Below are 26,462 nucleotides of genomic sequence, written 5' to 3'. Positions count from 1 at the left end.
ATTTACCGTAATCAAATTCGACCAAAAACCGCCTCAGCAGACAATCAGAAAGCGTAAATAGACATGCTATATTCTCATAGAGAATAATTCTGACAAATCTATAAATGAATAACAATAGATATAGTGTAGCCGATTTTGTGGTCAGGACAAAGATACCGTATAGGCTATTTAAAAATTCACCCATTTAAGGTGTGCCAAATGCCGCCTATGGCCTGACTCTAAGACCATCCATTTTTTACTTTCCATACCCTCTATTAGGAAGCTTTATGACGACCTTAGCAGATTATCTAAACCAACATGCCTCTAGTCCTGCACTCAACGACGTAATTACCACGGTCACTAATGTTGGTAAAACCATCTCACAACTACTTAGAAAAGGTGCTCTGGCAGATATTTTAGGCGAGGCTGGCAATCAAAACGTCCAAGGCGAAGATCAGAAAAAACTAGACGTACTGGCCAATGACTTACTGCTAGATGCATTGGCAAAGAATACCCATTGTGCCGGCGTTGCATCAGAAGAGCTTGATGATGCCACCCCTGCTAATGACGATGGCAGTCTATTGGTTTTGTTTGACCCACTAGATGGCTCATCAAATATTGATATCAATATGGCAGTAGGTACGATTTTTTCTGTTCTGCCGTACGAGCGTCAAGGTCAAACCAGTGAAAACAGCGACTATCTACAGGCAGGTAACAAACAGCTAGCAGCAGGGTACTTGTTATATGGCACCTCTACGGTACTGGCGTTGACCATCGCAGATAAGGTCGTGATGTTTAGCCTAGATCCAGAAACTGAAGACTATGTGCTGATAGAAGACAACGTGCAAATCGATGCCGATACGAGCGAATATGCGATCAATAGCTCAAATTATCGCTACTGGCGCGCACCGATGCAACAGTACATCGATGAGTTAATCGCTGGCGAGACAGGCGTACGTGGACGCGATTTCAATACGCGTTGGGTCGCCGCTATGGTTGGTGACGTCCATCGTATCTTATGCCGCGGTGGTCTCTTCACTTATCCGTTTGATACCAAATACGCTCATAAAGCAGGTAAACTACGCTTGATGTATGAAGCCAATCCAATGAGCTTATTGATTGAACGCGCGGGTGGCGGTGCGACAGACGCTGTCAATCGTATCTTAGATATCGAGCCCACTGACATTCATCAGCGTGTTCCTGTGGTGCTCGGTAGCAAAAACGAAGTCAATTATGTGAAAGACTTACACGTCAATTATTCTGAGCAGTAATTGATATAAGTACTTTCTAAAAATAACCAGCTTACAGCGAGATTATAAGCTTGATGCTGGTTATTCACCCTCCTACTCTTCTCTAAGCGATCCACTATGGTATTAAATCCCACCGAGCTGATTACCTCAGATAAGAACACCACCGTCAAGCTTGTAAAAGCCCTATTGGTACAAGCACGCCAGCGTAAAAAGAACGGCCAAACAGTCATAGAAGGCGTCCATCTGATAGATGCTGCACTTCGTAGTGACTATCCATTTGTTCAAATACTACTGTCCGAATCAGCACGTAGTCATCCTGAAGTTCAGCAAATACTCACTCGTCTGCCGACTTATACGCCTATTCTTATTTTATCCACTTCACTGTACGAGAGTATTCGCAGCTTAGGTACTGGTATCGATATCATGGCGATTATCAACGTACCAGCGCCTAGCTTGCCAGTGATTGATGAAGATTGCTTGATCTTAAATGATGTACAGGACAGCGGGAATGTCGGCACACTCCTGCGTACAGCAGCAGCCGTTGGTATTCGCAATATCCTATGTACTAGCGCAACTGCTCAGGCTTGGTCTCCAAAGACGTTACGAGCCGGTATGGGTGCACAGTTTGCGCTGACTATTTATGAAGGCTTGAGTACGCAAGATATTTTAGATCACGTAAAAGTGCCGCTTCTGGCGACTAGCTCACATACCGATACTTTGATTTATGATCACAATCTATCGGCACCTGTCGCTTGGATTATGGGTCATGAAGGTCAAGGCGTCAGCGATGATTTGATGCAATGTGCCACCCCTATCGCTTTACCGCAGCCAAATGGTCAAGAGAGCTTAAATGTAGCGATTGCAGGCTCTTTATGTCTGTATGAGACCTTACGTCAAAGACAATACTCTTAGCCTCCATTCATAACTACTATCAAAACTCAATCTATCAAGCATAAAAAAACCCACTACCAATTGATAGTGGGGTTTTATTATCTGTCTACTACTAATATAGTCAAAGAAGTCTAAAACGAATACAAGGCAGCCGACTGCAGATTGTACAAGTAGTACATCTAATGAGAATAACGCCGTAGCCGTTTAGTAACTCTGTGACTATCCATTAAACCTTGCTAGTAAGCTCAGGAAGCGCTTCAAACAAATCTGCTTCTAAGAAGTAATCAGCAACGCTAGCGATTGGCGCTTCTGGGTCATTATTGATCGCTACGATGACTTTAGAGTCTTTCATACCGGCCAAATGCTGAATTGCACCTGAGATACCAGCTGCGATATATAGCTGCGGCGCAACGATCTTACCGGTTTGACCGACCTGCATATCGTTTGGTACATAGCCTGCATCCACAGCGGCACGTGATGCGCCAACCGCAGCGCCTAGCTTGTCAGCTAATGGCTCGATGTACTTGGTGAAGTTTTCACCGTTTGCCAATGCACGACCACCAGAGACAACGATACCAGCTGATGTCAATTCTGGACGGTCAGATTGCGCCATCTCTTCATTGACAAAGCTTGCTTTCCCCGTCTCTTGCACACTGTCAATAGTCTCAACCGTCGCCGAGCCACCTTCGCTTGCTACTGGATCAAACGCGGTCGTACGTACGGTTAGCACAACTTTATCTTCAGACGTTTTAACGGTTGCCGTTGCATTGCCTGCATAAATTGGACGCTCAAACGTTTGCGCATCTACTACGCCTGAGATCTCTGACAGCATACTGACGTCAAGTAATGCGGCAACGCGTGGCATAAAGTTTTTACCAGTCGTAGTCGCAGCTGCTAGGATATGGCTATAATCACCAGCGACATCAGCAACCAATAGTGCAACGTTGCCTGCCAATTGATGCTCATAGGCCGCGTTATCAGCCAAGAGTACTTTTGTCACGCCTTCTACTTTTGCTGCTTCATCAGCAACGGCCTGCGCGCCACTACCAGCAACCAATACATGGATGTCATCACCGATTTGCTTAGCAGCAGCGATGGTGTTCAAAGTTGCCTTTTTTAGACTGGCATTGTCATGTTCTGCATATACCAAAATTGCCATGGTTTTAATCCTTTATTTATTCGTATTATCAATTCATGCGATCGTGTGTGTACAAAGCTATTCGAGCGAGTTTTTTTCAAAATATTAAACTATCTACTGCTAGAGCTTTATACAAGATATGCCGTAACGAAGCGTCAAATAATTAAATGACTTTTGCTTCATTTTTTAGCTTATCGACCAACTCATCAACTGAGGCTACTGTAATACCAGCTTTGCGCTCAGCAGGTGGCATGACTTTAATAATTTCTTGCTTAGAGGTCATGTCAACACCAAAATCGGCTGGCGTTTTCTCATCAAGTGGTTTTTTCCTCGCTTTCATAATGTTAGGCAATTTTGCATAACGTGGCTCATTCAAACGTAGGTCAGTTGTAATAACAGCTGGCAAGTCAAGCGCAACGGTTTGCAGACCGCCATCGATTTCACGCGTGACGTTGACTTTATCGCCTTCAACCTTCACTTCTGATGCAAACGTACCCTGACCGATACCCATCAATGCCGCTAACATCTGACCCGTTTGGTTATTGTCATCATCAATCGCCTGTTTACCCAGCAAGATAATATCAGTGCTTTCAGTTTCAGCGATATTTTTTAGAATTTTGGCAACTTGCAATGGATATGGTTTTTCATCGCTGACAACCAAAAGACCGCGATCAGCACCCAGTGCTAGGGCTGCACGAATTTGCTCTTGTGACTCTTTTGGACCAATTGATGCCACAATAATCTCATCAATCACACCAGCTTCTTTTAGACGAACCGCTTCTTCTACTGCAATCTCATCAAAAGGGTTGATTGACATTTTAGTGTTTGATAGATCAACGCCAGAGTTATCAGCTTTTACACGAACTTTCACGTTATAATCAATGACACGCTTGACCGCTACTAATGCTTTCATACGTTCCTCGTTTATTAATGTTATGAGTTAAAAAATATCAGTTAAGAACCAAATTTTCTTTGTGGTTCAAATTGTCGTTCAAAATACTGCTCAAGGTTATTACTATATCAACAGATGTATGATTAATTAAGAAAAATAAGCAAATACTCAAAATAGTATTGCCGCGTCCTAATGACTAATAAAATCTGCTAAAGCTAAGCCAACCGTTATTATCAGACCTATGTATCTTGCGTCAGCATGCTAATAAGGTCAAGACAACGCCGTGAATAATGCGTCATAAATTTGTCACTATTCTATAATAAATAGTTTATAAACACGTGATCTGGTGATTTTCCTTTGATAATAGCCTTAAGAGCCCTCCTCTTTATAGCACTCTCAATGGTATGTTTATTTAATATTTTGTTATTATTTATTTCCTAGGGTTCAACTGATAGTAGTCGCGAAGAACCCAACAGCTATATGTCGCTGTCTTTGCTAGAGCTCATTAACAACTCACTGTCACGTATGTCATCAAACAACGCCCAGTCAGGAGTTACATCATTGTTTTTGATGACACTCATATCTCCTGTGGTCTCCATAATGACCGCAAATATTTCAGTTTTGGCTTTGATGCCATTTTTGCGCAGCACTTCTTGAACATCGCTGGTCGTAAGATTCGCTTCTTTTAAGTTGTCTGAGAAGTATTCGCCATGTGCCATGAGTATGATGGCACGATTGTCTATCAGCGCTTTTAGAGGTTTAATCTTGCGCCTCAATATTGAGATAGCACCTTGAATCAAAAACAATACCGCAACCGCAAACAGTCCTTGGAGTAACGATGGTTTATCCGCCAATACAGTCGATGCCAATATACTACCAATACCAACTGTCATGGCAAAATCATGACTTGATAGTTTGGAAAAGCTGCGCAGACCCATCAGTCGGGTAAAAAGCATCAAACCTATATAGAAACCCACCGCAGACAATGAAATGCCTAACAGCTGTTGCCAGTCAATTGAAAACCAAGTATCCCATTTCATAATTGAACCTTATTTATTGTTGTTTTAGCATAAAGTGATGAGTATAAAAGATAGGAAGAAGCATTTGATCGTAGATACCGGAACATAAAAAAAGCAACCTGATAAGAGGTTGCCTTTTTTTAAAGTCGATACAATATTTTTATTGTTCTAACAAACAAAGTAGTCGATGCTTATTTGTATTCTCTTTATCAAGCCAGCTGATAGTCAACCAACTCAATAATAGATGAAATTAAAGAGCTTCGATTTGCTCAGCTTGTGGGCCTTTCTTGCCCTCACCTAAGATGAAAGACACTTTTTGGCCTTCGGCTAGCGTTTTGAAACCGTTACCTTGGATAGCGCTGTAGTGAGCGAATACGTCTTGTCCGCCGTTGTCTTGAGCGATAAAACCAAAACCTTTAGCTTCATTAAACCACTTTACAGTGCCTTCAACTTTATCTGACATAAATTTTCCTGACTCTTTAACTGTTGGCGAGACTTTCGTCATCACCGATTAATTGATATATACCCATGCATTTTTAGACAAATGCCGCAGCGAAACTCCAAAATAATCTAATAGAAAATTCGAATTTTTCGCCTCAAACTCTCTGAGTACATCTTGATTATAACAGTTTTCTATGCAGGTAACAGTCTTAATTGATGATTTTTGTAAATAAATTCAAATTATTATTGCATATCAAAATGATCACTGAAAAATATCATATCCTATTGATATTAAATAAATTCCATACGTTTCAACAATCATCTTGATGAGATGCAAAACTGTTAGATTAAGAAAAATTATAACGATAAAAGAAAATATTTGTCATCGCCTATTGCAATATTGGCAACCATGATGAACTCAGTACAAGCAGGCATAATCCAAAAAATATCAGTGAAAACGATTGGCTATAAGCAATATATTTGGCTGGTATGACCAAGTCTTTTGGAGAATCAGGAACGCCTCGACGCTTCAACAATCGCGTGCCATAGACCCAACCAAACGTCGTGTAAATGCCATAGGCAGCAGGAACGGCAATCGCAAGCGGCGCCAAATCGATCACATAAAGAACAATGACAGAGATGAAAAACCAGACTGTATCTAGCAGTGAGCTGATTTGAAAAAACTTAGACTTGGGTAGTTTACCCTCAGTTTTTTTGAGCATCTCTCCTTCTATCCAAATTAAAACTGCTACCACAGCACTAAGAGTAATATATACGAATTGCGGCGTTAGCCAGTCTGGATAAGATATTTGCACAGCATACAACCTGTAATCTATAAAAAATAAGAAGAGGATCCGTCTCTTTGATGATCCAAGGATAAGCGAGCACCCTAAAAGCCTGTTGGCTAATGTAGAGATGCCTGCTTATATTGGGCAGTCGCTATCGATTTTCAACCAGTATCTATAAGGGTGTTAATACTATTAAGCGCAATGCATAAAAAACCCGTGCTATCTGGTGATAACACGGGTAACTTAACACTCTATAAAACGCTTTATCTGGCCAGTATCGAATTAGTTTTTGTCTTTATCGATGATTTTGTTGCCACCAATCCAAGGCATCATAGCGCGCAATTTGGCACCTGTGGTTTCGATCTCATGCGCTGCATTGTTACGACGACGAGCTGTCATTGATGGATAGTTGGTCGCACCTTCAGAGATGAACATTTTTGCGTATTCACCAGACTGGATGCGTTTTAGTGCATTACGCATGGCTTCACGAGACTGCTCATTGATAACTTCAGGACCAGTCACATATTCGCCGTATTCAGCGTTGTTACTGATTGAATAGTTCATGTCAGCGATGCCGCCTTCATACATTAAGTCAACGATAAGCTTTAGCTCATGTAAACACTCAAAGTAAGCCATTTCTGGCGCGTAGCCTGCTTCAGTAAGGGTTTCAAAGCCCATTTTTACCAATTCAACCGCACCGCCACAAAGAACCGCTTGCTCACCGAATAGATCGGTTTCAGTCTCGTCTTTGAACGTGGTTTCGATGATACCTGAACGACCACCACCAACGCCAGCAGCGTAAGATAATGCTAATTGCTTAGCTTGACCTGAAGCATCTTGGTAGATGGCGATTAAGTCAGGAATACCGCCACCTTTGGTGAACTCTGAACGTACGGTGTGACCTGGTGCTTTTGGTGCTACCATGATCACGTCAAGGTCGCTACGTGGCACTACTTGGTTATAATGGATAGCAAAACCGTGGGCAAATGCAAGGGTCGCGCCTTCTGTGATGTTTGGCTCAATGACATCGTTGTAAAGCTCTTTTTGGAACTCATCAGGTGTCAAAATCATGATAACGTCAGCAGCTTTTACCGCTTCTTCGACTTCAGCAACTTTTAGGCCCGCATTTTCAGCTTTTTTCCATGAGCCTGAATTAGCACGTAGACCAACCGTTACATCAACGTCTGAGTCTTGTAAGTTAAGCGCGTGCGCATGGCCTTGTGAACCATAACCGATAATGGCCACTTTTTTACCTTGGATAATTGATAGATCACAATCTTTGTCATAAAAAACGTTCATAAATAGAGTCCTTGTCCTCAATCATGGCTTACCATGGATAGTAGACGCTTATACTGTAATCAAGATAGTGATTAAGATAAGCGCTTTGTTGATTTAGATAAATAGTTCTTCAATAAAATAGGATATTTGGGCATTAAGTCTAGGTGCTAAGGGTTTTCTCACCGCGGGCAATACCAATCACACCCGAGCGAACCACTTCCATAATACGCTCACGTCCAAGCACATCGATAAAACCGTCAAGCTTGGCTTTGTCACCAACGATTTGAATCGTATATAAGTTGGCATTCACATCGACAATCTGCGCACGGAAGATATCTGCACTGCGTTTTACTTCTTCGCGTATGCTACCAGTTGCTCGTACTTTGATGAGCATCAATTCACGCTCGACGTGTACGTTCTCTGTCAGATTATGCACTTTAACCACTTCAATCAATTTATGCAATTGTTTGGTGATTTGTTCAATTCTTTCTGGTGACGTAATGGTCGTTAAGGTCAAGCGTGAAATGCTTGGGTCATCAGTAGGCGCGACGTTGAGCGTTTCGATATTGTAGCCACGTTGTGAGAACAAACCGACTAGACGCGACAACGAACCCGCTTCGTTTTCCATCAATACCGAAATCAGATGTTGTTGTTGCATTAGGTGCGCTCCCCTTTTGTTAACCACATATCACGCATGGCTTGTCCAGCGATTTGCATCGGATATACATGCTCATTACGATCGACATAAACATCGATAAATACCAACTTGTCCTTCATGGCCATCGCTTCAGCCAACTGCTCTTCCATCGTTGCAGGGTCAGTAATCTTGATACCGACATGACCATAACTTTCAGCCAATTTGACAAAATCTGGCAAGGAGTTCATATAAGACTGTGCATGGCGACCTTCATACAGCATGTCCTGCCACTGCTTCACCATACCTAGCTGTGCGTTATTTAAATTTAGAATTTTAACTGGCAAGTTATACTGCAAGCAGGTTGATAGCTCTTGGATATTCATTTGAATAGAGCCTTCGCCTGTGATACACACCACATCACGCTCTGGATTGGCAAGCTTGGCTGCCATGGCATATGGCAAACCAACACCCATCGTACCTAGGCCACCTGAATTCAACCATTGACGAGGCTCATTGTAAGTATAGTAAAGGGCTGCAAACATTTGGTGCTGACCGACATCACTGGTGATAATCGCATTGCCATCTGTGACTTTGCATAGTGCCTGTATTGCGCCTTGTGGCTTGATACCATTATCTGTACTGGTATCATAACGTAGACCATGACGCTTGCGCCATTCATTGATCTGTGACCACCAATCTAGCAGTGCGTGTTGCTCTAGCTGCTTTTCTTCTCCAACGATCTCTAGCATATCGGTTAAGACAGATTTTACATCACCAACGATAGGAATGTGCGCAAGGATGGTCTTTGAAATCGACGCAGGATCGATATCGATATGGATAATCGTCGCGTTCGGACAGAATTTTTTGACATTATTGGTGACGCGATCATCGAAACGCGCACCCACTGCCAAAATAACATCGGCATGATGCATAGTCATGTTGGCTTCATAAGTACCATGCATACCAAGCATACCTAGGAACTGACGATCAGAGCCAGGAAATGCACCAAGACCCATCAATGTATTGGTCACTGGTAAATTAAGGCGATGAGCCAGATCAGTCAACTCTTCGTGAGCATTGCTCCAAATAACGCCGCCACCTGCATAAACCACTGGACGCTGGGCAGATAGTAGTGTCTCGACCGCTTTTTTGATCTGACCACTATGGCCTTTGAGTGAAGGTTGGTATGAGCGTATAAACACCTCTTCTGGATACTCATACGCGTATTTTTCGCTAGGCGCAGTCATGTCTTTTGGCACATCAATAACGACAGGACCTGGTCGGCCAGACTGTGCAATATAAAAGGCCTTTTTGACAATCATCGGAATTTCGCTAGCATGGCGCACTTGGAAGCTATGCTTAACGATCGGACGCGATACCCCCACCATATCCGTTTCTTGGAAAGCGTCTTCACCGATTAGACTACTTGGCACCTGACCTGAAATCACGACCATCGGTACTGAATCCATAAAGGCGGTCGCAATAGCAGTAACCGTATTGGTGGCACCAGGGCCTGAGGTTGCCAATACAACACCCGTCTCACCAGTGACTCGTGAATAAGCATCTGCCATGTGTCCTGCCGCTTGCTCATGACGCACCAAGATATGCTCAATGGCTTCTTGCTGAAATAGCGCATCATAAATGTGTAGAACGGCACCGCCTGGATAACCAAAGATATATTTGACACCTTCGTCTGTCAGCGCTTGTACCAGCATTTCAGCGCCCGATAGCATCACAGGCTGAGCGCTGCCTTCTGCAAGACGTTGTTGCTTTTCTTCAAAATTTTTGGCGGCATTACCCGTTTGGGTATGTCCCGTCATATTCGGACTTTGCGTGGTTTGCGTCACTGTCATCACCTTTTTTTGCGGCGAGGATTTGCGTTATTCTATGATAAGAGATAACCCCATATAGCTATTACTTCAAAACTCATAAAATGATCGCTAATCCTTGTCCATATCAAGAATATTTGCCTATCATATTTAAGTAACGTTGTTTTTTAAGACAGCAAATTACTCAAATACAGCAATGTATGTAAGGTCAGTTTTGCGAAGGAGGATTATCGATATACAGTGACAAGATGCGAGCGCACCTATGAAAGAAGCTTATTATTGAGTCTTTCTATAAATAAGTACTGATAATAAATTCATGAGTGCAAAGACGTAGAGATAACAGGATATTTATACCCAAATACTATGCATAAGTTACTAAAACTTATAATAGAGGCTTTGGCGCACTTTATAACCAGTACTGTATCGTATTTTGCACAATTACCAGAATTACATTTAGCACAGTTCAAATAATAAGTTTATCTTAGTCATTGTAGACAGATAAGTCCGGAGACAATGTATAGTTATGAGTAGTCAATGCTACGTGTGCTATATCATCATCACAAAGAAAATAACACTGCATAAACTACCGATAAGTAGCTCGTAGTGATCATTTTCAAGTGCCACGGCAATATCATAGAAGCCGTTCACTGACCAATCAACTTCTATTATATTCGATGGTTTGCCCGCTATTGTCAAGAAAAACTTCTAAAGCCCATACCTAACTATTAGTTATTAAATAATACACATTGATAAGTATTATTTGCTAGAATCGAAAGTCAGTATATTACTACTGCCAATCAACCATTCAAATGTTATATTTATACGAATCTGCTTTTATCAAACAAAAGGATTGCTGCTATGGCATATGCGTCTAAAATAGCGACTGCTACTAAATGGCTAACGAGTACCACCTGTATGCTAATGCTATCCATGAATGCCAGTCAGGCTATTCAAGTTTATAAATCCATTGGCGCACATGGCGAAGTTAAATATAGTCAGCACGCGCCGCAAAATGGTAAAAACGTTGAGTTGATTGAATTTCGTAGTGACGGTAGACAAAATAACGCCGGACAAATGGCTGGCAAAACAGACCCCAGCCAAAGCAATAATACTCAAACGGCAGAAGAACAGCGCGTAGCCGCACTTGAAGCGCGTATCAAAGAGCAAGAAGCGCAAGCCAATGCTCAGCGCTGCCAATCGCTACGTAACAATTTAACGAATCTAAACGTTGGCGGACGTATCTATGAGATGGATGCAGATGGTAAGCGTCAATATCTAGATGGCCGTGAGATTGAGCTAAAGCGTGAACGCGTACAGCAGGCAATCGACCAATATTGTAGTGGCTCTACAACCTAGTCGACCCAATAGTGAGGGTTAGTCGACCATCACTAGCTGCATAACATAGCGAATGGCTGCTGGCATATCTTGCGCTTGCAGCCCTCGTTGTCCAATCATAAGTCTGTTTTCACTATGACAACCACTATTTTGGTTGACCAATACATCTCCTGCAAATCCATGTATAAGTACCGCCTGATGTAAGCTTTGTGACGCTGCCGCTAAATCTTGCTGTGCCAATAAGCCAGTAATCACACCAGATAAGACATCACCCATGCCAGCGGTTGCCATGCCAGCATTGCCAACACTACAAACATATACCTGCTGACCTCCTAGGCCTTGCTCCAGAACTAGTGACCCTGCCCCCTTAAGCACCCAATCACCGCCATAGAGTGTCGCGCATTTTTTTATCGTTTGCAATCTATTGCTTTCCACCTCACCTATGCTTTGGTCAAGCAGTCTTGCCACCTCGCCGCTATGCGGTGTTAAGCAAACCTGATGGCTCATGCTATATTCACGCAGCGCTGTCACCAATTGGTGATTGTTCGCTTGTAACGATGCCAAATGGTAAAGTCCATCTGCATCAATAACGATTGATTTCTCATGAGCTATGGCAGCCTGTATATAGTCGATAAATAACATTTTTGCTTTTTCGTCACGGCCCAAACCCATACCAATCGCGATAACACTGGCTTGTTTGATAAGTGCCTTTACGCCATCTGTATCGTGCAGATTGATAGTCATCGCATCAGGCAATGACGTTAATAATGCCACATGAAAGGCTTCATGACAGGCAACCGTCATTTTTCCAGATCCTGTTGCCATCGTACTAGAAGCAGATAGTATCGCAGCACCGCCCATACCTTGAGAGCCATCTATACGGTTGCCACCGATAATAAGCGCGTGACCATAGCTACCTTTGTAGCTGTTTTGACGACGAGGTTTCATACTATGGGCCGCTAACAACAGCGTGGCAACTGGTTCAGATGCGTGTTCGGCGTTTTTATCAGACGTTTTATGATTATCAGCTGATTGCTCAGGGGCAACTTGATAAGGTATCAGCGGTATATCAATTATATGGCCGCTATAATCTGTACCGTCTTTGGTATGCAAACCGAATTTGCGCGCAATCAGACATAAGGTGACATCAGCTTGTACGGCTATACGATCGAACACCGCACCAGTAGACGCCACCAACCCACTTGGAATATCAACGGCGACCGCTATTGATTTTTGTTGCTGAATAGTGCGATTAAAAGCGCTAATAGCCTCTTTATAGATGCCTTCTGGAGCGCGATCCAGTCCAATCCCAAACAGTGCGTCAACATAAACGTCAGCTGGCAAAACCTTCTCTTTTGCACTATCTTGATCAACAATCTCTTCAAAACGTTGATAATGACAATTGGCAGATATTGCTATCTGTCGCGCTTTGTCAGCATCAGTTATATGGTCATTATTGTGGTCTTTCTTATTAGAGATGGCCGACTGAGTACGAGTATCAAAATCATTGACATCAAAACCGACAGTGACCACTTCTACTTGCCAGCCTGCTTGCTGCAAGTAATAAGCAATAAGCCAGCCATCACCGCCATTATTGCCCCTACCTACCCAGATACTTGCTTGGCGCGAACGAGTAGCACGATGATAAACGCAAGTGTTATTAGTATTGCTAGTATTATCAGCCTCGTAACACTGCTCTATTTGTTGTGCCATTTGCCAAGCGGCTTGCTGCATTAATCCAAAACTGTCATATCCTTGTGCAAACCACGCTTGTTCCATGGCATAAATCTGCTCGCCGCTATAAAGCGCGATTGGTTTTGTATTTGTTAGCATTGATAACGGGGTCCGATATGTCATTTTTTATCCTCGACTATTTGTTACGGTGTGACAGTATGGGTGGCAATCTTGCGTATCAGCTTAGCAAAAGCTTATGCTCACTTATGTATCAATATGAATGTAAGTTTATTGTCTTTTATACTTGCGCTCTATGCTCACTGTCTTATCATAATGGTGCTCACACTGCCACTGATTGTGAGAAAATACCATTCTAAAAATAGACCGCCAATAAGCACCTATCTCTATGCCTACCGATAACAATAGTATTGCCGTTAGTAACTCACCTACATTTGCGACAACAGCAGACGTAAAGCAATGGATCAAAGTGCAAGCGCAAACGTTAGGGTTTGCTGATTGTGGGTTTTTGTCTGTTCACCACCCATTGTTCAGCAAACAAATTGAGCAGCTTCAAAAATGGCTCGATAAAGGCTATGAGGGACAGCTGCAGTTCATGCACAATAACCATCACCTGCGCGCTCATCCTGAGCAGTTGGTAGAGGGTGCAAAAACCATTATCAGTGTGCGAATGGATTATCTCACTCAGGCACCAACGCCGCGCACCGTCACAGACAATGACCATCCCAATCAAGGCATCATTGCGCGTTATGCTAGAGGGCGCGATTATCACAAAACGATGCGTAGCCGTTTAAAGCAACTGGCGTTAGTCATTGAAGACATGCTCCCTGAATGGCAACATCTCGATATTGGGTCAGACAAAGAGTTTATCTTTAGGCCTTTTAGTGATTCTGCGCCTATCTTCGAGCGACCTATTGCTGATGCCGTAGGCCTTGGTTGGACAGGTAAGCATACGTTATTAATCAACAAACAAGCTGGCTCATTTTTTGTGCTAGGTGAGCTGTTTTTAAGCTTAGAGCTGCCCGATGACCAGCCTGTTAAAGAGCATTGTGGCAGTTGTAGCGCTTGCATTGATGTGTGCCCTACCCAAGCAATTGTAGCGCCTTATGAGCTCAATGCCTCTGCCTGTATTTCTTACTTGACGATTGAACACGATGGTATTATTGATACCAAGTATCGACGCGCGATTGGCAATCGGGTGTTTGGCTGCGATGACTGTCAGCTGATCTGTCCATGGAATCGTTATGCCAATCTGACTACCGTTGAGGACTTCGCACCAAGGCATGGTCTCGATAACAGCAGTTTGCTTGAATTATGGCAATGGCAAGAAGCGGATTTTTTGAACAACACACAAGGAAGCCCGCTCAGACGCACAGGCTATGTGAATTTTTTACGTAATATTGCTATTGGTTTGGGTAACGCTAATGCTAGTCCACATGTCATTGAGCAGTTGAAGTCTAAGTTGACGCTACATAACGCCATGCTTGATGAACACATTGAATGGGCAATAGCTGAACAGGGCAGAAAACTAGACGCTAGTAGTAAGCCAACGACTTGATGTACATCATAACGGAGCAAGTCATTATTTGCTTTGATAGATGTTCATAAAAAAAGCCTCTTAACGATAAGAGGCTTTTTCATATTAAATACTTTTTAGAATCTGAGAATTATGGCTTGGGGATGCGTAGTACTTGGCCTGGATAAATCTTATCTGGATCAGAAAGCATTGGCTTATTGGCTTCAAATATTTTCATATAATCACCAGACTCACCATAGACGTCTTTTGCAATCTTAGACAGACTGTCACCAGATTTTACCGTATACATCGTTGATTCAGGGGCATCTTCTTCGATATCGATATTATCAATAACCTTTGCAACATTCTGTACGTTACCGATAGCAATAATTGCTTTTTCGCGATCAGCTTGAGTTTTCGCATTACCGCTGATTTCTGCTGTATCTGTAGAGCCGTTATATTTGATTTTTAAATTACTGATGTTTAGATTCTGTTGTTGTATACGGCGTAACAAAATATTAGCAACGGATTGTGCTGAAGGTTCGCTACTTTGTACTGGTGTATTGGCATCTGCCTTGGTCTCTGATTTGGCATCATGTTTTTCGTCATCACGATTAAAAATTTTATCACCAATATCTTTTGCAAAACTGAACATACCCATGTAGTTACTCCTTTAAATGATATTATTTATTATTTGAATTTATTTTTGATAAGGTGTTATTAAATATTACTACTCTTAGTAGTGTTTACCCTGATGAGTATAATCAAAGGTATACAATGTGAATAGTAAGAATATGTTAAGTAATGTTGATTTGACGTAGCTTATGTTAATGAGTTCACGATACAAATCACATATCCATAAAAAAACCGCCTATCGATAAGATAAGCGGTCTTCTATAAGTGACTAGATAGCTAGCGAATTATAGCTGAGCCTGTACATAGTCAATTGCTTTTTGAACAGTAGTCAATTCTGCAGAATCTTCATCAGGAATAGTGATACCAAAATCACTTTCAAAAGACATCACCAATTCAACTAGGTCCAATGAGTCCGCACCTAGGTCTTCCATGAATGAAGCATCGTTATTGATGTCTTCAACGTTCATACCTAGTTGCTCAGCAACTGCTGATTTTACTCTTAGCTCGATATCATTACTCATATAGATTACTCCGTTATCATCTATTATTTTTAATAAACTGCTATTGTGCCTTATTTAAGCTCTATAGCATGATATATAAAATGTATTTGCCAGATCAGCATTGCTGTCTGATTGCGCTATAACATATTACACAGTCTGTCTGATGTCTAATAAAGCCCTGTCATCATACAGGGCTTTGACTCAAAAGTATCCGTAATTATAGCACCCTTTATTATAGTTTACACTCGTTCACACAGTTTTTTATTATAACTGTGTAACGTCCGTGTATTGACTACATATACATGCCACCGTTGACAGGAATCACAGCGCCTGTGATGTAGCTGGCCTCATCGCTGGCCAAGAAATGCACGGCTGCAGCGATATCTTCTGGCTGACCTAGTCGACTGATAGGCACTGCATCTAGCATGGAATTTAACAAGCGCTCATCAAGCTCATCCGTCATATCTGTTTCGATCAACCCTGGTGCTACGCAGTTGATTGTTACTTGTCTTGAGCCGATTTCACGCGCAAGTGTGCGACTAAACCCCTCTACACCAGCTTTGGTCGCAGCATAGTTGGACTGTCCTGCATTGCCCATTTGTGCAACGACAGATGTGATATTAATGATGCGACCACGGCGTGCTTTCATCATACCGCGTACGGCACGTTTGCTCATACGATAGACTGACGTTAAGTTGGTATCAATAACATTTTCCCAATCATCGTCTTTCATACGCATTAGCAGACCGTCTTGCGTGATACCTGCATTGTTAACCAATACTTGTACCGCTCCATAGACGCTTTCGATCTCTTCAAATAATTTATCAATTTGGGCAGTATCACGTACATCTAAAACACGACCAATACCACCTTTATCATGAAGATAGTCATCAATAAGTTCAGCACCTTTTTCGGTGGTCGCGGTGCCAATCACAAAGTGTCCTTCTTTAGCAAAGCGTTTGGCGACTGCCTTTCCGATACCGCGACTAGCGCCAGTTACTAATGTAATCGTACGGCTCATGATAACACCTCCAATAGTTTTTCTAGACGGGCAGGCTTGTCTGTAGGATAGCTTGCGATTGGCTGCGCTTGACGCTTAGCCAAATTGCTTAATACGTTGCCACTGCCACATTCGATTAATAGATTAATTTGCTTATCGGCCAGTTCCTGCATGGTTTTTGACCACAATACAGGTTCACTCAATTGTTCAGTCAATGCTTGTTTGATACCGGCGGCGCTGGTCTCAACGCGTGCATAGCGATTTTGGATAACAGGGATTGCTGCTTGATCAAACTGAATGCCTGCTAGTATCTCAGCTAAAGCATTGCTTGCCGGCTCCATTAGCGCACAATGAGACGGTACACTCACCTTCAGAGGAACAGATTTTTTGCCCGTGTTTTTCACTTTATCAACAACTGCAATGACACCCACAGCATTGCCTGAGATAACCACCTGTCCTGGGCTATTGAAGTTAGCAGCGCCAACAATGGCACCCTCGACATGCTCTGTTGCCTGCTCACACAAGTTTTCTACTCGGTTGTCTTCAAGTCCCAATACAGCAGCCATCGCCGTATCGATACCGACAACGGCCTCTTGCATTAATTGGCCGCGCTTATGTACCAAAGTGACGGCATCACCAAGTGATATCACATTGGCAGCACATAGCGCACTGTATTCACCCAATGAGTGACCTGCTAAGTAACAAGGCGTTTCATCTATTTTTTGTTGTAAAACGCGCCAGATGGCAATGCTAGCTGTTAGGAGTGCAGGTTGAGTATACTCAGTTTGATTGAGTTTTTCTTCGTCTTGACAGATTGCCCATAAATCCTCACCAAGTGCTTCACTCGCTTCGATAAAGGTATCACGTATTTCTGGATAAATTTCAGCAAGCTCGCTTGTCATTGCGACTGCTTGAGATCCTTGTCCAGGAAAAATAACCGCGATACGAGCGGATTGCTTTTTCACCATATCGGGTACAGAAGCCATAACCAATATTCCTTATCTGATTAGAAATATCCCTAAAATAATGGGGTGTATTATATTATTAGATGTTTTACAAAGCCGCTCATACAATTGCTTGTCTGAGGAAACGGATTATCAGTAAACTATACACTGACATATACTATTATCATAGCGCTTGCCAATGAAACACTCATAGAAAATCATCGCTCAAGCCAAAAGCAGAAATGATGACTGTGTGCTTTTTAATGATTAAAAAAGCAGCATTAGGCAATGACTGTCGTCATAAATGACAAAAAGCCAAGTTATCTAGCCACATAATATATGATAGCGAAATAACTTGGCTTGTCTTGACTCAAAGCTCATCAACAAATGATAGCTGGACAAACATAATAACAGCCACTTGCACAGTCATTAATTTGCTTAAACTAACATAACGTCAATGTCTTAGGCATCTTGACTAACTTTGAATAGCTGACGGCCACGGTAGAAACCATCTTTAGTCATATGATGACGACGATGTTTTTCACCAGTAGTAGCATCTACGCTTAGTTCAGCAATTTCCATACGGTGATGTGAACGGCGCATGTCACGACGAGAACGGCTTTTACGACTTTTTTGAACAGCCATGATATAGCTCCTATACTTAAAAGGGATAAGCTTGAAATTCAGCTTTAGTCGATACTAACAGAGGCTATATAATCACAACAACCTAAGTCTTAAGCATCATTAGTTAAATAGATTGTTACTTGCATAAAACGCAAACTATGTCTGAAATTTATAAAAAATTTACCTAGTTAGCTTCTATTAGCACGCAACAGGTTGCTCGAATGCAATAAACCGGACATTATACGCATGTTTATTAAATTAATAAAGCCCTGCCTTGCACTCTTCTGAACAAAGTGGATAAAAGGCTCTTTGTACCTATTGAATCGATGGCACTGCTTCTTAGAGTTTGCCTTTTAGCGAAGCTAAAGCAGCAAAAGGATTCTCACCTTCTTCTTCCTCTGGTATCTCACCAAATTGCTCTACCGACATTTCACAATCATCATGCTTTGGTGCCAGTGGAGTTTTGAGTAAAACCTCATCTTCCACCAACTTTTTGAAAGGTAGCAATCGCTCTGGAGATTGTACGGCCACAATTTCATCGAGTAACAAGTAGTCTTGCTCTTCATCAATCAAGCGTACTTGGCTATCATTCTCTAGTAAGGCAATATTATAATCATCGGATAAATCTACGGCAACGGGCTGTAAACAGCGTTGGCATGTTAGCCAGATATCGCCTTTTAATGTAAACGCCAAATGCAAAACATTATTGCGGCGGTACAGCTCAGCACTCAAATGAAGGTTTGATTGATCGTGTTCGGTGCTAAGCATCGCAACAAGACGCTCAAAATCGTTTGGATCGACTTCGCCTGACCACTCAAAGCCTGTGTCTGCCCACTTGTCTAAAGAAATATGCTCAGGCATGCTAGTAGATACAGGCGCTTTTTTACTGTCAGTGTGAAATGCTGACGAATTAGTTTCTGGAGTGCTTGACATGCGCGGCCTCATTCATAAAAACGGTGTATAATATTGCCTGCCATACTAACGGAAAGTGCCATGCTGCGCTAGCGCTAGTATGTTAAGATTTTTTGATAGCGAATTGTTTAAACGCCTCTAATTTTCCTTTTTTAGTTAAAGATTTTTCTGTCTTTAACATTTATTGAGTCACTGTTTTGTCTATGGACTTGTCTAATAATAAGATCGATTTTTCCACTCTTACCTCCTCACTTCAGTCCGATGTGCTGCTACAGCGCTTGACTCAACTAAATGATAATGCAGACAGACACTCTCTTGCTACTTTGTATTTTGGTAGTATTGAGTGCTTAGAGAAATGGAGCAACCAGTGGCATGAACTTTCTACTATCGATGATACGATTCAAACAGAATCCGTACGCGAACGCTTAGCTACTGAATGGCTCATACAGCTGTTCAATACTTTATTCTACAATCAGCGTGTCGTATTGGCTCGTAGCGAAAGTGAGCCGGAGTATTTTCCTGCCAAAGGGAACAAACCTGCTAGAATCGAATTTGCCCATGGCTTTTTTGCCAGCGCATTGCACGAAATCAGTCACTGGTGCCTGGCTGGTGACGCTCGTAGACGTTTGCCTGACTTTGGCTACTGGTATGCCCCAGATGGTCGAACGGCAGCTCAGCAGCAAGCATTTGAGCGCGTAGAGATCAAACCGCAAGCATTAGAATGTCTGTTTACTCTAGCGTGTAATAGACGCTTTCAAGTATCACAAGACAATCTGTTTGCTGATTTTGATACCAGTGGCAGCACCTTTGCTCATGATGTCTATCAGCAGGTAGAAAGCTATATCGCAAAACCACAGACCCTACCACGCGATGCTAAAACGTTACTTGGTGCACTGCTTAGTATTTGCATAAAAGCATAATTGTTATTTAAAGAAAAACATAAGTATCAATATATTCATTTTTTCTCTTGTTAACGATTTTCTACGGTTGGTAACGCCTTGCCACTAAACCTGTATTTGCTTTGAGATATACTGATGATTCAAACGATATCGTTATTTGAGTAATATCGGCTACATTTTAACTTGCTCTTATTCATCTCCATATCGATTAGAATCGTTTAGATAAACAATAAAACCAATAATTACAAAATAAGGAAACTATTATGGACGTATTTTATATTCATCCAGACAATCCACAACCGCGTCTGATCGAGCAAGCAGCTGACTTACTGCGCAAAGATCAGTTGATCATTTATCCAACAGACACCAGCTACGCTTTTGGTTGTCGGTTAGGAGCAAAAGACGCTTTAACCAAGCTTAAGCAAATTCGTGAGCTTGACGACAAGCATCAATTCACTTTGCTGTGCCGTGACCTAAGTGAAATTGCTAACTATGCAACCGTAGATAACGTGCAATTTAAGCAGCTGAAAGCACACACACCTGCCCCAATTACTTTTATTCTTACTGCCACCAAAGACGTACCAAAAAAGTTGGCGCATGCAAAGAAAAAAACTATTGGTATTCGTGTACCTAGTAACTCCATTGCTCAAGCATTGTTAGAAGCGATGGATGGGCCTATTCTAACCAGCTCATTAATCCTTCCCAATCGTGATGACATATTGGACGATCCATTTGAGATTGAGGATTTATTAGGCAATCAAATAGACGGCTTGATCAATGCAGGCATAAAAACAACGAAGCTGACTACCATTATAGATATGACCAGTAGTAGACCTGAGCTGGTCAGACAGGGTGCTGGTGATGTCGAGTCATTACTCCTGTGACCAGTCAACAATATTGATAGCCAAATTTTAGACAAAAAAAGCTCCAATTCAATTGGAGCTTTTTTAAAATATGTCTTTATTGCAAAATTAGTCACGATCAACCAATTCTACATAAGCCATTGGCGCGTTGTCACCATCACGGTAACCGCATTTTACGATACGCAAGTAACCACCTGGACGCGTCTGGTAACGAGGACCTAACGTGCCAAATAATTTGCCTACCATAGCTTTGCTACGCATACGGCTGAATGCTAAACGACGGTTAGCAACGCTGTCTTCTTTAGCCATAGTGATCAATGGCTCGGCAACGCGACGTAGTTCTTTAGCTTTTGGTAAAGTTGTTTTGATCAGTTCATGCTCAAATAATGAGTTGGTCATGTTCTGAAACATTGCCTTACGATGACTGCCGGTACGACCCAGCTTGACTCCACTCTTACGATGGCGCATAGTCAAAAATCCTTAAAGTTTAACGGCTACGATAAGAAAAGCGATCATCAACACGTAAATCAGCTGGTGGCCAGTTATCTAGGCGCATACCGAGCTCTAAATCTTTAGACGCTAGTACGTCTTTGATTTCTGTTAATGATTTCTTACCAAGATTTGGGGTTTTTAGAAGTTCAGTCTCTGAACGCTGTACCAAATCACCGATATAGTAAATGTTTTCAGCTTTCAAGCAGTTGGCTGAGCGAACCGTTAGTTCAAGATCGTCCACAGGGCGTAATAGCACCGGATCAACCTCTTCTTTTTCTTTCACAGGCTCAGGCGCTTCTTCAGCTTCTAGGTCAACAAAGATTGAAATCTGTTGCTGTAAAATAGTTGCTGCTTTACGAATTGCTTCTTCTGGATCTATAGTGCCATTAGTTTCAAGCTCAACGATAAGACGATCAAGATCAGTACGCTGCTCAACACGAGCGTTCTCAACCTGATAAGCAACACGTAGCACAGGGCTAAAACTTGCATCAAGCTTTAAGCGTCCAATTGCTCTAGTATCACCATCTTCACGGCGTTGATTTGCTGGCTCATATCCACGACCCATCACTACACGCAAACGCATCTTAAGATGACCACGATCGCTCAATGTACCCAAAACCAATTCTGGATTGATAATGTCAACATTGTGCGGCAACGAGATATCTGCAGCAGTGATAGTGCCTGGACCTTGTTTATCCAAGGTCAAGAATACTTCATTTTGGTCATGAAGCGTAATTGCCAAGCCTTTTAGGTTCAAAAGCAAGTCAAGTACATCTTCTTGTAGCCCTTCAAGCGTTGAATATTCATGGTCAACACCATCAATTTCAGCTTCAATGACTGCAGCACCAGGTAATGAAGATAACAAGATACGACGTAGAGCATTACCTAGGGTATGCCCAAAGCCGCGTTCTAACGGTTCGAGCGTGACTTTCGCAATCGTTTCATTAACCGTATCCACATTAATGGCATTCGGCGTTAGAAACTCAGTTGCATTTAGCATCATGATGTCACCTCGATTTATTAAACTGGTTTAATTAACGTGAGTTGCTCAATGCTATTTCTATAACATTGAGCATTACGTTATTACTTAGAGTATAGCTCAACGATCAAGCTTTCGTTAATTTCAGCAGGTAGATCAATACGATCAGGTGCTTTCTTGAAAGTACCTTGTAATTTGCTGTGATCAACGTCAAGCCATTCTGGAATACCACGTTGTGACGCTAGTTCGATAGCGTTCTTGATACGTAGCTGTTCGCGAGACTTCTCTTGAATAGCGATGACATCACCGTCTTGCAACTGGATTGATGGGATGTTCACACGAACAAACTCATCACGGCCAGCTTTTTTAACCATAACGGTACGATGGCTAACTAGCTGACGTGCTTCGGCGCGAGTTGAGCCAAAGCCCATGCGGTATACTACGTTATCTAAACGACTCTCAAGCATTGCTAACAAGTTTTCACCAGTAGCACCGCGCTTACGAGCAGCTTCTTTATAGTAGTTAGCAAACTGACGCTCTAATACACCATAAATACGCTTAACTTTTTGCTTTTCGCGCAGCTGTAAAGCATATTCTGAGGTCTTATTACGGCTTACGCCATGTTGACCTGGTGGACGACCAGCTTTCTTCGTTTTTACGTCATATGGTTTAACGCCAGACTTAAGACCTAGATCTGTGCCTTCACGACGTGATAATTTTAGTTTTGGTCCAATATAGCGGGCCATTGTTATGTCTCCTATAAGCTTTTGATATAAAAAGCTTCGTCTTTAATATTAGACGCGGCGCTTTTTCGGCGCACGGCAACCATTGTGTGGGATTGGGGTTACATCAGAGATGCTGTTAACTTTATAACCCAATGCACCTAGTGCTCTTACCGCAGACTCACGACCCGGTCCTGGTCCTTTGACCAAAACGTCGATATTCTTAACACCATATTCTTGAGCGGCTTTACCAGCAACTTCAGCTGCAACCTGAGCTGCAAATGGTGTAGATTTACGTGAACCACGGAAGCCTTGTCCACCTGAAGTGGCCCAAGCCAATGCATTACCTTGACGATCGGTAATCGTAACAATGGTGTTATTAAAAGACGCATGGATATGGGCTATGCCCTCCGATACTGAACGACGAGTCACCTTCTTGCGACTACGAGTGTCTTTTGCCATCTTTTAGCTTCCTAAGTTAATTATCTTTTGAGAGGACGTGTCGGACCCTTGCGAGTACGAGCGTTGTTCTTGGTGTTCTGACCTCTAACTGGTAGGTTACGACGATGGCGGATGCCACGGTAACAACCAAGATCAACTAAACGTTTGATATTCATTGAAACTTCACGACGAAGGTCACCTTCAGTCATGTAATTTGCAACTTGTGCACGGATAGCATCCAACTGTGTATCATCTAACTGGCTAACTTTAGTATTAGGGGCAATGCCAACTGCTTCTAAAATTTTCTGAGCAGTGGTACGACCGATACCAAAGATGTAAGTTAATGAAATAACAGCATGCTTATTATCCGGAATGTTTACGCCGGCAATACGAGCCATTGATTTCTCTCCATTAAAGAAAAATAAGCGTTATTTATCAATAAGGCGTTATTTTTCAGATTTGTTGCTGTTAATACTAGAGCTTTCATAGTCACTATCGATGTTTTGACTATAAGTCTGCTCATCGATTTTATTATAAAAGATTTTGTATAAACACGGCAAGTGGCGGATGATATACCATCCGCCGTTATTTATCAAGTATTAATTTATTTAATAGCAAAAGTTAAAGAACTTTTAATATCAAATATTAACCTTGACGTTGCTTGTGGCGTGGTTCTGCTGTACAAATAACATGTACACGGCCTTTACGGCGCACAACTTTACAGCTACCACAAATCTTCTTAACTGATGCTTGAACTTTCATAGCATGCTCCTTGAAATATCGTACCGCTCATTAAGATTGAGTGGGCGATTGAATTAACGTCTGATCATGATATTGATGGGTCATCAAATGTGCTTGAATCTGTGAGATGAAATCCATTACCACAACCACCATAATCAGTAGCGACGTACCACCAAGATGGAACGGTACACCAAACGATGACTGGACGACCATTGGCATTAAACAAATAACCGTCATATACATCGCGCCAATAAAGGTCAGTCGGTTTAATACATGATCTAGGTAACGCTGAGTTTGTTGTCCTGGGCGAATACCTGGGATATACGCACCACTACGTTTAAGGTTTTCTGCTACTTCGCGTGGGCTAAATACTAAAGCCGTGTAGAAATAACAGAAGAAAATAATCATTGCGCCAAACAGTACTAAATATAGTGGTTGCCCTGGAGACAATACCAATGCCATATTCTGTAATATTTTTTGTATAAAGGTAGGATCTGTTGATTGACCAACCCACTGCCCTAAGCTTGCAGGAAATAACAATAAAGAGCTTGCAAAAATAGCTGGGATAACCCCTGCCATATTAAGCTTTAGCGGCAGATGTGACTGCTGCTGAGCATAAATTTTGCGGCCTTGTTGCTGCTTCTGTGCATAGTTGACAGGAACACGGCGCTGAGCACGTTCGATATAGACGATACCAGCAGTGACCGCGATGCCTAACAATACAAAAATAAATAGTACAATCAAGTTCATCTGACCTTGATTGACCTGTTCAATCGACTGCGAAATCATACTTGGCGTACCAGCCACAATACTCGCAAAAATGAGCATTGAGATACCATTACCAACGCCACGTTCTGTAATCTGCTCACCAAGCCACATCAAGAACATTGCGCCCGCTACTAGTGACGTGACGGCTGGAATATAGAAGGTAAGACCAGAGGATAACGTAAGATTTTGACTGATTAAGCCAGCACACATCCCTAATGACTGTACTAGTGCTAAAGCAAGTGTCCCTTGACGAGTATACTTATTTAGCTTGCGCCGTCCTGCCTCACCCTCTTTTTTGAGGGCTTCAAGCGATGGCAATACCGCAGACATCATCTGTACAATAATCGATGCTGAAATATATGGCATAATACCAAGTGCCATGATGGACATACGCTCTAGCGCACCACCTGAGAACATATTAAACATGCTCAAGATGGTGTTTTCGTTGCGCGAAAACAGATCAGCCAAGTTGACCGGATTGATACCCGGTACTGGAATGTGTGACCCTAAACGATAAACAATCAATGCGCCGATTAAGAATAATAAACGCGACCATAATTCATCATACTTACGTATAAATGTGAATGGATTAAGCGGTATACCACTTGAGGTCATTGATTGTTTTGACACGTTACTACTCCTCGATGCTACCACCAGCAGCTTCGATTGCTTGCTTAGCACCTTTAGTCACTTTGATACCTTTAAAGGTATAAGCTTTAGTAACTTCGCCTGATAGCATAACACGAGCACGCTTCATATCATGACGGATAAGATTAGCGGCTTTAAGTGTTTCGATGCTAACTACATCGCCTTCAATTTTATTCAGTTCAGAAAGACGTACTTCAGCAGTCTTCATAGCCAGTTTACTGGTAAAACCAAATTTTGGTAGACGACGATATAAAGGCATTTGACCACCTTCAAATCCTGAGCGAATGCTAGAACCTGAACGAGATTTTTGACCTTTTACACCACGACCACCAGTCTTACCAAGACCTGAACCGATACCACGACCACGACGTTGGGCAGTTTTCTTTGCGCCAACACCTGGTGATAATTCATTTAATCTAAGACCCATTACGCTTCCTCCACTTTTACCATGTAGTTAACGCGATTGACCATACCACGTGTTGAAGGAGTATCTTCTACTTCAACAGTATGATTAATGCGGCGTAAACCCAATCCTTTCAAGCTCGCTTTGTGGCTCTTTAGGCGATGGGCACCCGATTTAAATTGAGTGACTTTCATTTTTTTCATCG

The 26,462-nt window shown here is 42.2% G+C and carries 30 protein-coding genes; 6 read left to right on the top strand and 24 right to left on the bottom strand.

All coding sequences use genetic code 11. From position 1 onward, the window contains the following. Positions 1 to 266 precede the first annotated feature (266 nt). Positions 267 to 1,250, top strand: coding sequence for a class 1 fructose-bisphosphatase (locus L0G63_RS02540; RefSeq protein WP_301449244.1), 984 nt, complete (start codon positions 267 to 269; stop codon positions 1,248 to 1,250). Positions 1,251 to 1,346: 96 nt separating this feature from the next. After that, a complete protein-coding gene (locus L0G63_RS02535; RefSeq protein WP_301449243.1) occupies positions 1,347 to 2,141 on the top strand; it encodes an RNA methyltransferase in 795 nt (264 codons plus the stop codon). A 205-nt stretch (positions 2,142 to 2,346) separates the two neighbouring features. On the opposite strand, the gene L0G63_RS02530 is transcribed toward L0G63_RS02535, so the two are convergent. The 8 genes from L0G63_RS02530 to L0G63_RS02495 form a co-directional block, all read right to left on the bottom strand. Beyond that, positions 2,347 to 3,279: an electron transfer flavoprotein subunit alpha/FixB family protein gene (locus L0G63_RS02530; RefSeq protein WP_301449242.1), complete on the bottom strand. Its 933-nt coding sequence runs from the start codon at positions 3,277 to 3,279 to the stop codon at positions 2,347 to 2,349. A 142-nt stretch (positions 3,280 to 3,421) separates the two neighbouring features. Further along, the gene (locus L0G63_RS02525; RefSeq protein WP_301449241.1) at positions 3,422 to 4,171 is read right to left on the bottom strand and encodes an electron transfer flavoprotein subunit beta/FixA family protein; all 750 of its coding nucleotides are present in this window, start codon (positions 4,169 to 4,171) and stop codon (positions 3,422 to 3,424) included. 455 nt (positions 4,172 to 4,626) lie between these two features. Beyond that, a complete protein-coding gene (locus L0G63_RS02520) occupies positions 4,627 to 5,190 on the bottom strand; it encodes a DUF421 domain-containing protein (RefSeq protein WP_301449240.1) in 564 nt (187 codons plus the stop codon). A 229-nt stretch (positions 5,191 to 5,419) separates the two neighbouring features. Next, on the bottom strand, positions 5,420 to 5,632 hold the full coding sequence (locus L0G63_RS02515; protein WP_058025376.1) for a cold-shock protein: 213 nt from the start codon (positions 5,630 to 5,632) through the stop codon (positions 5,420 to 5,422). A 367-nt stretch (positions 5,633 to 5,999) separates the two neighbouring features. Then, positions 6,000 to 6,332 carry a hypothetical protein gene (locus L0G63_RS02510; protein WP_301449239.1) on the bottom strand — a complete coding sequence of 111 codons (333 nt, stop codon included), beginning with the start codon at positions 6,330 to 6,332 and terminating at the stop codon, positions 6,000 to 6,002. A 348-nt stretch (positions 6,333 to 6,680) separates the two neighbouring features. Then, on the bottom strand, positions 6,681 to 7,697 hold the full coding sequence (ilvC, locus tag L0G63_RS02505) for a ketol-acid reductoisomerase (RefSeq protein ID WP_301449238.1): 1,017 nt from the start codon (positions 7,695 to 7,697) through the stop codon (positions 6,681 to 6,683). Between the two features lie 139 nt (positions 7,698 to 7,836). Further along, entirely contained in the window at positions 7,837 to 8,334 is a 498-nt protein-coding gene (gene ilvN, locus L0G63_RS02500; RefSeq protein ID WP_058025374.1) for an acetolactate synthase small subunit, read from the bottom strand. Then, complete coding sequence (locus L0G63_RS02495) at positions 8,334 to 10,046, bottom strand: acetolactate synthase 3 large subunit (protein WP_301449266.1); 1,713 nt, start codon at positions 10,044 to 10,046, stop codon at positions 8,334 to 8,336. Before L0G63_RS02495 ends, ilvN begins: the two co-directional genes overlap by 1 nt. 954 nt (positions 10,047 to 11,000) lie before the next feature. Between L0G63_RS02495 and L0G63_RS02490 the strand changes: the two genes are divergently transcribed. Further along, entirely contained in the window at positions 11,001 to 11,498 is a 498-nt protein-coding gene (locus L0G63_RS02490; RefSeq protein WP_301449237.1) for a DUF4124 domain-containing protein, read from the top strand. 18 nt (positions 11,499 to 11,516) lie between these two features. Here the strand turns inward: L0G63_RS02490 and L0G63_RS02485 are convergent, their stop codons facing one another. Continuing rightward, positions 11,517 to 13,310, bottom strand: a complete 1,794-nt coding sequence (locus L0G63_RS02485; RefSeq protein ID WP_301449236.1) for an NAD(P)H-hydrate dehydratase — start codon at positions 13,308 to 13,310, stop codon at positions 11,517 to 11,519. Positions 13,311 to 13,557: 247 nt separating this feature from the next. Between L0G63_RS02485 and queG the strand changes: the two genes are divergently transcribed. Next, entirely contained in the window at positions 13,558 to 14,727 is a 1,170-nt protein-coding gene (gene queG / locus L0G63_RS02480) for a tRNA epoxyqueuosine(34) reductase QueG (protein WP_301449235.1), read from the top strand. Between the two features lie 109 nt (positions 14,728 to 14,836). On the opposite strand, the gene lysM is transcribed toward queG, so the two are convergent. The 6 genes from lysM to L0G63_RS02450 form a co-directional block, all read right to left on the bottom strand. Next, complete coding sequence (gene lysM, locus L0G63_RS02475) at positions 14,837 to 15,346, bottom strand: peptidoglycan-binding protein LysM (protein WP_071003170.1); 510 nt, start codon at positions 15,344 to 15,346, stop codon at positions 14,837 to 14,839. A gap of 259 nt (positions 15,347 to 15,605) precedes the next feature. Continuing rightward, a complete protein-coding gene (acpP, locus tag L0G63_RS02470) occupies positions 15,606 to 15,842 on the bottom strand; it encodes an acyl carrier protein (protein ID WP_071003168.1) in 237 nt (78 codons plus the stop codon). Positions 15,843 to 16,113: 271 nt separating this feature from the next. Beyond that, complete coding sequence (gene fabG, locus L0G63_RS02465) at positions 16,114 to 16,842, bottom strand: 3-oxoacyl-ACP reductase FabG (RefSeq protein ID WP_301449234.1); 729 nt, start codon at positions 16,840 to 16,842, stop codon at positions 16,114 to 16,116. Then, positions 16,839 to 17,807 (bottom strand): ACP S-malonyltransferase, encoded by a 969-nt coding sequence (gene fabD, locus L0G63_RS02460; RefSeq protein WP_301449233.1) that lies wholly within the window; start codon positions 17,805 to 17,807, stop codon positions 16,839 to 16,841. The genes fabG and fabD overlap by 4 nt, the downstream gene beginning before the upstream one ends. A 420-nt stretch (positions 17,808 to 18,227) precedes the next feature. Further along, positions 18,228 to 18,410 (bottom strand): 50S ribosomal protein L32, encoded by a 183-nt coding sequence (gene rpmF / locus L0G63_RS02455; RefSeq protein ID WP_057758809.1) that lies wholly within the window; start codon positions 18,408 to 18,410, stop codon positions 18,228 to 18,230. Positions 18,411 to 18,728: 318 nt separating this feature from the next. Continuing rightward, on the bottom strand, positions 18,729 to 19,322 hold the full coding sequence (locus L0G63_RS02450) for a DUF177 domain-containing protein (protein ID WP_301449232.1): 594 nt from the start codon (positions 19,320 to 19,322) through the stop codon (positions 18,729 to 18,731). 182 nt (positions 19,323 to 19,504) lie between these two features. On the opposite strand from L0G63_RS02450, the gene L0G63_RS02445 reads away from it, so the two are divergent. Both L0G63_RS02445 and L0G63_RS02440 read left to right on the top strand, forming a co-directional pair. Continuing rightward, positions 19,505 to 20,221 carry an elongation factor P hydroxylase gene (locus tag L0G63_RS02445; protein ID WP_301449231.1) on the top strand — a complete coding sequence of 239 codons (717 nt, stop codon included), beginning with the start codon at positions 19,505 to 19,507 and terminating at the stop codon, positions 20,219 to 20,221. Positions 20,222 to 20,463: 242 nt separating this feature from the next. Beyond that, the gene (locus tag L0G63_RS02440; RefSeq protein ID WP_301449230.1) at positions 20,464 to 21,084 is read left to right on the top strand and encodes an L-threonylcarbamoyladenylate synthase; all 621 of its coding nucleotides are present in this window, start codon (positions 20,464 to 20,466) and stop codon (positions 21,082 to 21,084) included. Between the two features lie 87 nt (positions 21,085 to 21,171). Here L0G63_RS02440 and rplQ read toward each other — a convergent pair whose 3' ends face one another. The 9 genes from rplQ to rpmD all read right to left on the bottom strand — a co-directional run bounded on the left by rplQ (position 21,172) and on the right by rpmD (position 26,460). Then, entirely contained in the window at positions 21,172 to 21,531 is a 360-nt protein-coding gene (gene rplQ, locus L0G63_RS02435) for a 50S ribosomal protein L17 (protein WP_021813387.1), read from the bottom strand. A 19-nt stretch (positions 21,532 to 21,550) separates the two neighbouring features. Further along, positions 21,551 to 22,558, bottom strand: coding sequence for a DNA-directed RNA polymerase subunit alpha (gene rpoA, locus L0G63_RS02430; RefSeq protein ID WP_301449229.1), 1,008 nt, complete (start codon positions 22,556 to 22,558; stop codon positions 21,551 to 21,553). Between the two features lie 80 nt (positions 22,559 to 22,638). Further along, a complete protein-coding gene (rpsD, locus tag L0G63_RS02425; RefSeq protein WP_301449228.1) occupies positions 22,639 to 23,280 on the bottom strand; it encodes a 30S ribosomal protein S4 in 642 nt (213 codons plus the stop codon). A gap of 48 nt (positions 23,281 to 23,328) precedes the next feature. Beyond that, a complete protein-coding gene (gene rpsK, locus L0G63_RS02420; RefSeq protein WP_045454458.1) occupies positions 23,329 to 23,718 on the bottom strand; it encodes a 30S ribosomal protein S11 in 390 nt (129 codons plus the stop codon). 20 nt (positions 23,719 to 23,738) lie between these two features. Further along, on the bottom strand, positions 23,739 to 24,095 hold the full coding sequence (gene rpsM / locus L0G63_RS02415) for a 30S ribosomal protein S13 (RefSeq protein WP_301449227.1): 357 nt from the start codon (positions 24,093 to 24,095) through the stop codon (positions 23,739 to 23,741). A 247-nt stretch (positions 24,096 to 24,342) separates the two neighbouring features. Beyond that, positions 24,343 to 24,459 carry a 50S ribosomal protein L36 gene (gene rpmJ, locus L0G63_RS02410; RefSeq protein ID WP_011279805.1) on the bottom strand — a complete coding sequence of 39 codons (117 nt, stop codon included), beginning with the start codon at positions 24,457 to 24,459 and terminating at the stop codon, positions 24,343 to 24,345. Between the two features lie 30 nt (positions 24,460 to 24,489). Next, positions 24,490 to 25,821, bottom strand: coding sequence for a preprotein translocase subunit SecY (secY, locus tag L0G63_RS02405; protein ID WP_301449265.1), 1,332 nt, complete (start codon positions 25,819 to 25,821; stop codon positions 24,490 to 24,492). Positions 25,822 to 25,840: 19 nt separating this feature from the next. After that, entirely contained in the window at positions 25,841 to 26,281 is a 441-nt protein-coding gene (gene rplO / locus L0G63_RS02400) for a 50S ribosomal protein L15 (protein ID WP_062843946.1), read from the bottom strand. Further along, the gene (gene rpmD, locus L0G63_RS02395; protein WP_010196714.1) at positions 26,281 to 26,460 is read right to left on the bottom strand and encodes a 50S ribosomal protein L30; all 180 of its coding nucleotides are present in this window, start codon (positions 26,458 to 26,460) and stop codon (positions 26,281 to 26,283) included. Before rpmD ends, rplO begins: the two co-directional genes overlap by 1 nt. Between the last annotated feature and the right edge of the window lie 2 nt (positions 26,461 to 26,462).

Source organism: Psychrobacter sp., assembly GCF_030454045.1.
In the GTDB taxonomy this organism is placed as follows: Bacteria; Pseudomonadota; Gammaproteobacteria; order Pseudomonadales; family Moraxellaceae; genus Psychrobacter.
This window is presented reverse-complemented; position numbering and strand designations above follow the sequence as displayed.